The organism is Streptomyces sp. NPDC002690 (genome assembly GCF_053592415.1).
The window spans coordinates 1-10,940 of record NZ_JBSFVR010000257.1 but is presented as its reverse complement, the minus strand read 5'-3'; the positions used below and the strand labels follow the sequence as shown (position 1 = coordinate 10,940).

General features: G+C 71.3%; 8 protein-coding genes. 2 read left to right on the top strand and 6 right to left on the bottom strand.

The genetic code is table 11. The annotated features are described in order from the left end of the window. Positions 1-72: 72 nt before the first annotated feature. The 3 genes from ACWD3D_RS26155 to ACWD3D_RS26145 form a co-directional block, all read right to left on the bottom strand. Positions 73-1,764 carry a DUF885 domain-containing protein gene (locus tag ACWD3D_RS26155; RefSeq protein ID WP_451463237.1) on the bottom strand — a complete coding sequence of 564 codons (1,692 nt, stop codon included), beginning with the start codon at positions 1,762-1,764 and terminating at the stop codon, positions 73-75. A 331-nt stretch (positions 1,765-2,095) separates the two neighbouring features. Then, positions 2,096-3,655: a GNAT family N-acetyltransferase gene (locus ACWD3D_RS26150; RefSeq protein ID WP_451463239.1), complete on the bottom strand. Its 1,560-nt coding sequence runs from the start codon at positions 3,653-3,655 to the stop codon at positions 2,096-2,098. A gap of 245 nt (positions 3,656-3,900) precedes the next feature. Beyond that, positions 3,901-4,188 carry a hypothetical protein gene (locus ACWD3D_RS26145; RefSeq protein ID WP_451463240.1) on the bottom strand — a complete coding sequence of 96 codons (288 nt, stop codon included), beginning with the start codon at positions 4,186-4,188 and terminating at the stop codon, positions 3,901-3,903. Between the two features lie 678 nt (positions 4,189-4,866). On the opposite strand from ACWD3D_RS26145, the gene ACWD3D_RS26140 reads away from it, so the two are divergent. After that, positions 4,867-5,148 carry a zinc-binding dehydrogenase gene (locus ACWD3D_RS26140; RefSeq protein WP_451463236.1) on the top strand — a complete coding sequence of 94 codons (282 nt, stop codon included), beginning with the start codon at positions 4,867-4,869 and terminating at the stop codon, positions 5,146-5,148. Positions 5,149-5,551: 403 nt separating this feature from the next. On the opposite strand, the gene ACWD3D_RS26135 is transcribed toward ACWD3D_RS26140, so the two are convergent. Then, positions 5,552-7,129: an alkaline phosphatase D family protein gene (locus ACWD3D_RS26135; RefSeq protein ID WP_451463235.1), complete on the bottom strand. Its 1,578-nt coding sequence runs from the start codon at positions 7,127-7,129 to the stop codon at positions 5,552-5,554. 168 nt (positions 7,130-7,297) lie between these two features. Next, positions 7,298-8,128: an alpha/beta fold hydrolase gene (locus ACWD3D_RS26130; protein ID WP_451463234.1), complete on the bottom strand. Its 831-nt coding sequence runs from the start codon at positions 8,126-8,128 to the stop codon at positions 7,298-7,300. A 523-nt stretch (positions 8,129-8,651) separates the two neighbouring features. On the opposite strand from ACWD3D_RS26130, the gene ACWD3D_RS26125 reads away from it, so the two are divergent. Further along, on the top strand, positions 8,652-9,416 hold the full coding sequence (locus ACWD3D_RS26125) for a GntR family transcriptional regulator (protein WP_451463233.1): 765 nt from the start codon (positions 8,652-8,654) through the stop codon (positions 9,414-9,416). Positions 9,417-9,471: 55 nt separating this feature from the next. Here the strand turns inward: ACWD3D_RS26125 and ACWD3D_RS26120 are convergent, their stop codons facing one another. Beyond that, positions 9,472-10,629 (bottom strand): ROK family transcriptional regulator, encoded by a 1,158-nt coding sequence (locus ACWD3D_RS26120; RefSeq protein ID WP_451463238.1) that lies wholly within the window; start codon positions 10,627-10,629, stop codon positions 9,472-9,474. Positions 10,630-10,940: the final 311 nt, after the last annotated feature.

The following is a 10,940-nucleotide window of genomic DNA, read 5'->3' as shown; positions in this document are numbered from 1 at the left end:
GCCGGTGCGTCCGGTCGAGGTCCCGGCCCTGGACACATCCCGCTCGGGGCGGGACCGGGCCACCGCCCGGGATCAGAGCTTGGAGAGCTCCTCGACGAGATCGTCCAGGCCCAGCGACCCCTGCGACAGGGCCGCCATGTGCCAGGCCTTGAGGTCGAAGGCGTCCCCGTGGGCCGCGCGGGCGTTCTCCCGGCCCAGCAGCCAGGCACGTTCGCCGAGCTTGTAGCCGATCGCCTGACCCGGCATCGAGAGGTAGCGGGTCAGCTCGCTCGCCACGAAGTCCGCCGGGCGGCCACTGTGGGCGCCGAAGAACTCCTCCGCCAGCTCCGGGGTCCACCGCTCACCCGGGTGGAACGACGACTCCGCCGGAATCTCCAGCTCCAGGTGCATGCCGATGTCCACGATGACCCGGCACGCGCGCATCATCTGGGCGTCCAGGTACCCGAGCCGTCGTTCGGCGTCCGGCAGGAAGCCCAGCTCGTCCATGAGCCGCTCCGCGTACAGCGCCCACCCCTCGGCGTTGGCACTGACCTGGCCGACCGACGCCTGGTAACGGGAGAGCGAAGAGGCGACATGGGTCCACTGGGCGATCTGGAGGTGGTGGCCGGGCACCCCCTCGTGGTACCAGGTGGACACCAGGTCGTACACGGGGAAACGGGTCTCGCCCATCGTCGGCAGCCAGGTACGGCCGGGGCGGGAGAAGTCCTCCGAGGGACCGGTGTAGTAGGGGGCCGCCGCCCCGCCGGCCGGAGCGATCCGCGACTCCACCTTCCGTACGCGCTCGGCGAGTTCGAAGTGGGTGCCGTCCAGCGCCTCGATGGCCTCGTCCATCAGGCCCTGGAGCCACTTCTGAACCTCGTCCACGCCCTCGATGTGCTTACCGTGGACATCGAGGTGCGCGAGCGCCTCCCAAGGACCGGCACCGGGCAGGATCTTCTCGGCCTCGGTCTTCATCTCGGTGAGCAGCCGGTGGTATTCGGACCAGCCGTACGCGTACGCCTCGTCCAGGTCCAGGTCGGTACCGTTGAAGTAGCGCGACCACCGGGCGTACCGCTCACGGCCCACGGTGTCGGGCGAGCCCTCGATCGCGGGGGCGTACACCTCGGTCATCCAGTCGCGCAGGACCACCAGCGCCTCGGAGGCGACCGCTGCGGCACTGTCCAGATCCTCGCGGAGCGCGGCGGGGCCGGGCGCGACGAAGTCCGCGAAGAACCCGTCTCCCTCGCCGTCGACGCCGGCCCAGGCAGTCAGCTGCTCGATGAACGTGGCGGTGGGACGGGGGCTGCCGTGCAGCTTCCGTTCGAGGCCGAGAGCGAGTGAGGCGCGGTAGCCCGCGAGCGCGTCCGGAACGGCCCGCAGCCGGTCGACGATCGCGGCCCAGTCCTCGTCGGTCTCGGTGGGCGTCACCGAGAAGGCTTCGCGGACACTGTGGGCCGGGGAGTGCAGATTCGAGACGGCCCGCAGATGCTCGTCCGCCGCGTGGACGGCGAGTTCCGCGGTGAGCCGCTCCCGCAACAGCCTGCCGCAGCGGCGCTCGGCGTCGCTGTCGGCGCCCGGGAGAAGCTCAGCGGCGTCCAGCTTCACCAGCGTGGCCTCAGCGAGAGCGGCAACGGTGGCCTGACCCTCGGGCGAGAAATCGGGCAGGCGGCGTGAACTCGCCGGGTCACCCAGATAAGTGCCCAGGATGGGGTCGAGATCGATGATTGCGTCGACGTAGGCGTCGGCGACCTGACGGGGCAGCGCGCTGCTCGAAGTGTCTGACATGCGGACATCCTCGTACGGGAAGCCGCCTCCCGTCACCTTGCTTCCGTCCGCGACCGGAAGGGGGCCATCGGCCCGGTGTGCGGAGCCACCTCGGAACTCACCGCCTCCCTGCGGCACCGGGTTCCGCCCGCGCTGCGGGGAGGCGTCCGGAAGTCATGGGTGCGATTGGCCGGATCAGGGCTACGGGTGCGGGTCTCGCCGGGTGCTGCGGACGTCGCGGACGTCTACGGCCGGTACCCCGGAACGGATATCGGATCCGGAAGTACCGGCCGCCGGCCCGCACCGGTTCTTCGGTGTGGGCCGGCGGCCGGCTTCGGATCGGAACCCGTCCTCAACGGCGGCTCTGCCAGGCCCATTCGGCCGGGTCGATCCAGTGTGGCGCCATGACCGGTTCGGCGGGAGAACCTGACCGGTTCGGACCGGCGAGGCCGGCGCCGTCCGCCCGCTCCACGCTGGCGGTGCCGTCCGTGCCCGCGCCCGTCTCCGCATCCGTGCCCGCGTACGACGGGGGGAGCGTGGTGGCGCGTCGGGAGGCCAAGCGCGCCGTGATCACCAGAGTGCCCTCCTCGATCTGATAGTCGAGGGGCAGGCCGAGCCCACGCATCGCGGCGACCATGCCGGTGTTGTCGGCCTGGGTGACGGCGTAGACGGAGTCGCATCCCGCCTCGGCGGCCAGACCGACCAGTCTGCGCAGCAGCTCGGAGCCGACACCGCGTCGCTGCCACGCGTCCTCGACGAGAAGGGCGACCTCGGTCTCGTCCCCGTCCCAGAGCAGGTGCCCGAGGGCGACGATCCGCCCCGAGTCGGTCTGTACCGACAGGGTGCGGCCGAAGCGGGGGCTGAGCAGGTGGCCGAGGTAGCGGTCCGCGTCCGCGACGGGACCGTGGTAGCGGAGCCCCAGGGTGCGCGGGGAGCAGCGGTCGTGCATGTCGCGCGCGGCGTCGAGGTCGCCCTGGTCCGCGCGGCGCACGGTGATCTCGGGGCCCTCGGCGAGCGTGAGGACGTCCTCGCCGCGCGGGACGCGGGGGCCGAGGCGCGCGTCGAGTTCGACCAGGGCGCGGGCCCGGGCGAACTCGGTGGGCGTGAACGGCAGGTAGGGGCGCTCCACGGTGATCACGCCGCCCGAGGGGTCGCTCAGCCGCATCACCGTCTCTTCCAGTACCCCTTCCACGGGGGTGCCCTCACCGGTGATCCGGCCCGTCATGGTGACCGCCGGCAGCGAGTGGATGGTGCACCGCCCCAGCAGCTGGCGCAGCGCGAGCGGGAGTTCCGCGGCATCCAGGGCGGTACGGGTGGCCAGTCCCAGGACCCGCGTCGGGGTGTCCACCAGATCGTGGGCGTCGGCCCGCTCGATCCAGGTGGACGCGCCGCCCGCCGCGGAAACCTCCCGGGTGAGTTCGGAGGCGCTCAACGACGAAGGGGCACGCAGCAGGAACTCGTCGACGGTGCCGTCGGCCAGCGGGTGCGTCTGGAGGGTCAGGATGTCGATACGGAGCCGGGCGAGTGCGATGCACAGTGCCGCGAGGCTTCCGGGTGTGTCCTGGACCGTAGTCCGCATCCGCCACAGCACCGTCTCGTCGAGCGCGGGCGAGGCATCGAAGGACAGGTTCAGGCCGAGTTCGGCGCCGTATCCGACCGCTGTGCCACCGGCTGCGGCGTCGCCACCCTCGGGAGGTGGAGCGTGACTGTGCCTCCGTGCCCACCAGGTGTGGAAGGTGGCGGTCGCGGTCAGCGCCACCGCCGAGGCGATCAGCAGATACGGCCCGTCGGGCTGGTGCCCGATGAGGTTCGCGACGGCGTCGGCCACGGCCACCGCGGTGAACAGGGCCGCGAGCTCGATCAGGTCCCGCCGCCAGTGGTGGGGGCGGTGGGCGGTCTTGGAGGATGTCACATCAGTCATGACTTCACTGTGACCGAACGGTGTTGCCTGATCACGAACGCACTGTGACCGATGGGTTAAGTGTGGATCTAGTCGCCTTTCCTCTCTTTTCGGGCATCGAGTGGTCCGATCGTCGGACGGGGAAGCCCGGCGTCCTCGACGAGTGCCGCGACGTCCTCCGGCCCGCAGTACGGCACTTCGTGCGTCGCGAGCCCGGAGGTCCTCCATCGTGCGAAAACCCGGTCGGGCCGGCCGGGTCACGCGTCCAGCAGGGTCGTCGCCGTCAGCCGCAGCGTGACCGCCGGCCGTTCCCCCTCGCCCTTCTCCAGGAGGCGCAGAACGGGTTCGTTGCCCGGAGTCGACATCAGGACGTGAGCCACGCGCTCTGCGTCCAGCGCGGGGCGCAGCTCGGCGAGCAACGCACCGAGGTGCCCGTGCCAGAAGCGGTAGACGGGATGGTCGTCGTCCGCTCCGAGGTGCTGGGAGGTGGTGACGGCGTGGCCGGGGGTCGCGAGCAGGCCCTTGTTGCGGGCGACCACGTCCACGATGTCCACGATGCCGTCGAGGAATGCGAGGAGACGCGGCCCGGGGTCGGCGCCGGGGCCCGGCGGGGGTGGGCCGGATACGACGGCGTCATGCAGGGCTCCGCTCCGGTGCGCTCCTGGATCAGGGCGTGCATGAGGCCCATGCGGCTGCCGAAGCGGTGGAACACGGTTCCTTTGCCGACGCCCGCAGCCGCGGCGACCTGTTCCATGGAGATCTCCTCCGGGCGGTACAGGGCCAGGGTCCCTCGGTGGCGTGGAGGATCGCGCGGCGGTTGCGGGCCGCGTCGGCGCGTTCGCGTCGGACTTCCGCCATCGAGGAACCTCCTGGACAACTGGACCGACGGTTCAGTACGCCGCCAGAAGTTGACTGATGGTCCCGTTTGGCTGGGGGGAGGGGGTCGTCATGCGGCGCGTCCGCCATCACGAGTACGGGAGCCCGAGGTCCTGAGGTACCGTCGATGCCGTCGGCGAGGGCGTCGAGGGATTCGCGGTCGGAGACCGGGTCGCGGCCCTGGTGGTGGAAGACGCCTACGCCGACTACGTGCTCGCCGCGGCGCAGTGGATCGTCAGGGTGGACGAGGCTGTCGACAACGGTTCGGCCACCATGCTGCCGATGGGCGCGCCGGTCGCGCTGCGCGCGCCGCGGACGGGGGCTTCATTTCCGGCGAGTCGGTACTGGTGCACTCCGCGGCCGGCGGCATCGAGCACCTCGCCCAGCAGATCGCGAGGCTGCTCGGGGCCGGCACGGTGGTCGCGACCGCAGGCTCCGAGGCGAAGCTGGAGTTCGCCCGCGAGCACGGCGTTGATGTCGCGGGGAACCACACCGAGGAGAGCTGGGCCGATCAGGCGCGCGCGGCGGTGCCGGGCGGGTCGACGTCGTGCTCGACGCGGTCGGTGGCGACATCGTGCGGCGCGGCTGTCGTGACCTACGGTGCTACGGTGCGGCCGGCGGTGACCTGATCTTCGTACCGGTCACGAGCGTCTTCGCGCCGAAGTCCCTGGCGGGCCTGGCGGGCTTCAACCTGACGCCGTGGCGGATGGCCAGGCCCGAGCAGGCGCGCGCGGAAATGGACGAGCTCGCCGGTTATTACTTGGCCGCAGGCGGACTCGCCGCCGCCGTGCAACGCCACCGTCCCGCTCGCCGAGGCGGCCGAGGCGCACCGGCTGTTCGACGACAGGGCCGCCCTGGGCCGCGTCCTGCTGGTCCCGTAAGGCCTCTGGGCGGGCGCGGGGTGCGGGGTGCGCGAGGGAGCGGGCGCGGGGTGCGGGAGCCCCGCGCCTTCCTTCTTCTGGCCGGCTCGCCCGCGATGCGCTCCGGTGCACGCCCGCCGCCGTCAGGCCGGGGGAACGGTATGGGACCGGCTCACTGCCCCGTGAGGCCGGGCTGCAGCACCTTGGTGAACAGGACCTTCCCGCCCTGCTGCCGAAGCCGCACCGTCAACTCCCCGCTCCCACCGTCGATGTCGACCTCGCCGAAGAGCGGCGGCATCTCCATGGGGGACTGGTTGGACTGGACGGGGGCCTTGACGAAGACGCGGTCCGGCCCGAACGTGCCGTCCAGCGCGCTCGCCGGGAAGGCTCCCGCGGCCAGCGGGCCGGAGACGAACTCCCAGAAAGGTGCGAAGTCCTTGAAGGCCGCGCGCTCGGGAAGGTAGTGCTGCGCGGAGGTGTGGTGCACGTCCGTCGTCAGCCAGACGGTCCCCGTGATGTGGCGGTGCTTGATGTACCGCAGCAACTCGGCGATCTGGAGTTCCCGCCCGAGCGGGGCGCCCGGGTCGCCCTGGGCGACCGCTTCGAAGTTGGCGGCGCCGTCCGGCACGACGAGCCCGAGCGGCATGTCCGCCGCGATCACCTTCCACACGGCGCGCGACCGGGAGAGCTCACCCTTGAGCCACTGGAGCTGCTCGGCGCCGAGGATGCCCGTGGTGTCGTCGGCCTGCCGGTCGGGCGAGTTGGCGTTGCGGAAGGACCGCATGTCGAGGACGAACACGTCGAGCAGGGGGCCGTGGCGCACCACCCGGTGCATGCGGCCCTCGCCCGGCGCGGCCCGGAGGGTGGAGACGGGAAGGTACTCGCGGTAGGCCCGCACCGAGCGCGCCGCCAGCACGTCCACGTTCTTCTCCGTGTAGCGGACGTCGTCGAGAATCTGTCCGGGATACCAGTTGTTGCGTACCTCGTGGTCGTCCCACTGGACGATCGACGGCACCTGGGAGTTGAACTTGCGGACGTTGGCGTCCAGCAGGTTGTAGCGGAAGTTGCCCCGGTACTCGGCGAGGGTCTCGGCGACCTTCGACTTCTCCTCGGTCGTGACGTTGCGCCAGACGCGTCCGTCGGGCAGGGTCACGCTCGGCTCGATGACACCGTCGGCGTAGATGCTGTCGCCGCTGCACAGGAAGAAGTCGGGGTTGAGATTCCGCATCTCCTCGTAGACGGTGTAGCCCCCGATGTCGGGGTTGATGCCCCATCCCTGCCCGGCGATGTCACCGGACCAGAGGAACCGCGCTCCGTCGCGCCGCTTCGCCGGAGCGGTACGGAAGGTGCCGTGCACGGGGCGACCCGCGCGACGCGGATCGTCCGGGTCGGCCAAGGTCACGCGGTAGTGGATCTGTTCGCCCGCCGGGAGACCGTGCAGAGGAGTCGTCCCGGTGAAGTCCGTCCCGGCACCGATCAGCGGACCGTGCCAGAGACGGGATGTACGGAAGGACTCCGTGGCCGACGTCTCGACGAGCATCCGGGCCGCGCGGTCCGAGCGTACCCAGACCAGCGCGGTGGAAGCCGTGACATCCCCGACCTGGACACCCCACTCGGCGGACGGGCGCCCGGACCGTGCGAAGGCTGGCGCACCGGTGACGGCCGGCAGCGCGACGGCGGCAGACGCGAGAAGCGAACCGCGCAGTACGGTCCGGCGGCCGGGGGAGAGGATGTGCGGGCGGTTCGTCATCGATGCGCCTCCGGGACATGGGTGCGAGGTGTGCGACGGTGCGCGTCCGAGGAGCCGCGGCACGCGCAGCACCATGACTAACGCGTGGCCAAGGCGCTCGCCCCAACCCGAGGTGAACAACGACTACGTGGCGCACCGGACTTCCCCCCGGCCCGCCCCTCGGCTGCCTCAGCGACTGGTGTCGAGAATGACCCGGGAAACGAGGGCGGGGTCGTCGTTCATCGGCACATGACCGCACTCGGGAAGCCGAACCAGCCGTGCATCGGGGATGGTGCGCTTGGCCCGGACGCCTTGGCGGCGGGGCAACAGCACGTCACGGCTGCCCCAGGCGACGGTGACCGGTATGCCCGGTACGTCGGAGGTGAAGGAGGTGTTCCGGCCGGCGGCCAGCGTCCCTTCGAAGCCGGTCGCGTTCCGGAGCGCGAGGGTTTCCGCGACGACCGTTTCCGGCGAACGGCGACCGGGCCGGGCGCAGATGGTGCTGGTGAGGGCAGCGCGACCGGGCGCGCTCCGGGAGAGACGTTCGATCAGAGGAACCGGCAGCGACCGGGCGCCCCGGCGCATCGCCCAGAGCGTCCCGAACGCGTACCGGCGCTCCGGTGCACTCCAGAATCCGGCGGGTGACAGGGCCGTCACCGACCGGGCGTGACCGGTGCGCCCGAGTTCCAGCGCGAGCAGTCCACCGAGTGAGTTGCCCGCCACGTGCGGGCGTTCGACGCCGAGTTCGGAGCAGAAGGCCGTCAGCACGCCGGCCACCGTCCGTACGTCGTACGCGACACCCTCCGCGAGTGCGGGCGACTCACCGAAGCCCGGCAGGTCCACGCTGATCACGTCACGCTCGCTCGACAGAATCCGTATCACCGGGTCCCAGGCCTGCCGGTGATGGCCTATGCCGTGGAGCAACAACAGCGGGTGACCGGTACCGGTTCGCGCATAGGCCACCGAGGTGCTCCGCGGGCCCGCGGAGGTGTCGAACGTGAACTTTGCCGTACCGGTCATGGCCGCTCCCTGGCGTGAATGAACCCTTCCCGCCCAACAACTACCGCTCGGTAGCTCTTGGTTCAAGGGGGTGGACCCCGTGGACCGGCAGACAGGAGAGGGCCCACCGCCAGGTGGCTTGGTGTGCGCCCGGGGATGGCCTGACGCCGCCTCTTCGCTCGCGCGGCGGCCCTTCTTGCGCTCGCGCGGCGGCCCTTCCTGCGCTCGCGCGGCGGTCCTCTTCGCGCTCGTTCGGCTTCACGCTCGTTCGGCTTCGCGCTCGTTCGGCGGCCCTTCCTGCGCTCGCGCGGCGGTCCTCTTCGCGCTCGTTCGGCTTCACGCTCGTTCGGCTTCACGCTCGTTCGGCGGCCCTCCACCACGAACGTCCTGTGAACGCTCTGTGCCGAAAGCCCGTTCGCGGCACCCCGGGGCGAGGATTGGTCTTGACCAAGTCGGTGCGCCGTCCTATGGTCCTTACGTTAAGACAAGAACCTTTAATAAATGTTGTCGCGGAAAAGGCCGCTGGGCGATTGCGGAGGACAGGGTGGGGACCACGCAGCTGGAAACGGTGCAGGAGCCGAAGTACTGGCACCTGAGGACCGTGCTCAGTGAGGCACTCGACTCGGACTTCGCGGTGGGTGAGATCCTGCCGAACGAGCGGGACCTCGCGGCCCGGTTCGGCGTCGCACGGGCCACGCTCCGGCAGGCTCTGGAGCAGCTCGAACTCGAAGGCCGACTTCAGCGCAGGCGCGGTGTGGGAACCACCGTCGCTCCGCCGCGGGTGGGGGTCGCGGTCTCCACGGCCCAGCAGGAGTGGACGGGCGCGGTGGCCGACGAAGCGTGGCAGCCCGTCGAGTGCGCTCGGGGGACGGCCCCGGCGGCCGTCGCCACCGCACTCGGCACTGCGGCCGACGAAGTGGTCCACGTGATCCGCCGGATCAGGGTCACCCATGGCCAGCCGGTCGCGGCGGAGCTGCTGTACGTGCCGTCCGCGTCCGTTCCCGACCTGTCCGCGATCGAGGCGTCCTCGGGCCCCGCTCGCGTGCGCGGGGTACTGCGCGAGCTGCACCGCCTCGGACTCGAGGGGCAGGACCGGTCGGTCGAACTCGGTTCGGCCAGCGCCGACGACTCCAAGGAGCTCGACCGGCTGCCCGGCGCACCCGTCCTGGTCGTCACCACGCGCTACTTCGCCGCAGGCGGCACCGCCGCGGTCTCCGTCGCCACGTACCGTGCCGACACCTGCCGGCTCACCTTCGGGGACTCCGGGGCTCTGGAGATCAGCCACGAGCAGGAGCGTCAGGCTTCCTGAACGCCCTCGCCCCGCGAAACCGGGGCGACTTGACGGCCCCGACGGCCCGCCGCGATCAGCGGCGGGCCGTCACCGTTCCCTCCACGGCGAACAGTTGCTCCTCCACGTGGTCCAGCGCCAGCCGAAGGGCTCCGGTCGCGACGGCTGCCTCCCCGAGCAGCGACAGGGCGACCCTGGGCGGGCGCAGACAGTAGCGCGAGAGCTCGTTCCGCAACGGGTCCAGCACCCCGTCGAGCCCTGCCGCCCAGCCACCGACCACCACGATCTCCGGGTCGAGAGCCAGCACGAGTGCCGCCACGTCGTGCACCAGCCGCTGGATGAACCGCTCTACCGCCTCCTGGGCGCGGCTGTCGCCCTGCCTGGCCTTCGTGAACACCGCCGCCACCGCCGGCTCGTCGAGCGGGTCGAGCGGCGTATCGGTCGTGGACAGCAGATGCTCCGGCGTGACTTCCCTGCCGAGCAGATGGAGCGCGCCGATCTCGCCGGCGGCGCCGCCGTACCCCCGGTGCAGCCGCCCCCCTATCAACGAACCCGCCCCGGGACTCAATCCGGCCAAGACGAAGACGATGTCGTCCGACTCCGTGGCGGCGCCCTTCCAGTGCTCCGCCACAGCTGCGGTATTGGCGTCGTTCTCCACCAGGACCGGGCAGCGGAACGAGCGCCGAAGTCGCTCCCCCAGAGGGAGTCCGGTCCAGCCGGGAAGCGCCGTGCCCAGCCGGACCGTGCCGTCGGCCTCCACGATCCCCGGGCTTCCGACCCCCACGGCTCGCACGCTGCTTCTGGCCACGCCCGTACGACGCAGCAGGTCGGCGATCATGGCTCGGACCTGATCGAGCCGGTCGTCCGCGCCCGCGGTCTCGGAGACCGCCCGCTGGCCCGCCCCGATGATCCTTCCGTCCAGTCCGGAGATGAGGGCGGAAACCCGGTGCGGGCCGATCTCGATCCCCAGCAGGTGGCCCGCCTCGGCACGGAAGCGGAACCGACGGGCCGGGCGGCCCTGGCGCCGCGCCTCCCCCTCGTCGGGCAGCGCCTCCACGACCAGACCGGCTTCGAACAGCCCCTCGACGACACCTTCGACCGTTGGCCGGGAAAGGCCGGTTATCCGGGTCAGGTCCGAGAGCGTCGGGAGCTCGGCTCCACGCAGGGCGTGCAGTACCACCGCGGAATTGATCCGCCGCAACAACGACGGGTCTCCACCGGTCAGCCGCCCCACGTGTGTCCTCCTCACGCCTCCTGTGTCTGCCGGATGGTACTCGGTGGGATGAGGCTCCGCGAACGCCGCCAGGGGCGGAACCGACTCTGGTAGGGCACGGACCCGCGATGGCCCGGGTACCGACTCCCGTTACCCACGGTTCACGTGGTGGCAGCTCCCGTGCGACTGGATCGTGCCGTCGTTCGTACCTGTCGCCGGGCCAGGCCGTCTGGCGACAGCCTGAGCGCCACCCGCCACCCGCTCGGCGGCGGAGGTCGCGTGCCGGGGGTCGGGTGCCGGGTCCCGTGGTGCCGGGTGCCGGGTGCCGGGTG

Coding starts and splice junctions, on each gene's coding strand:
- ACWD3D_RS26130 (WP_451463234.1), bottom strand. CDS start 8,128: ATGACCGGTACGGCAAAGTTCACGTTCGACACCTCCGCGGGCCCGCGG.
- ACWD3D_RS26155 (WP_451463237.1), bottom strand. CDS start 1,764: ATGTCAGACACTTCGAGCAGCGCGCTGCCCCGTCAGGTCGCCGACGCC.
- ACWD3D_RS26135 (WP_451463235.1), bottom strand. CDS start 7,129: ATGACGAACCGCCCGCACATCCTCTCCCCCGGCCGCCGGACCGTACTG.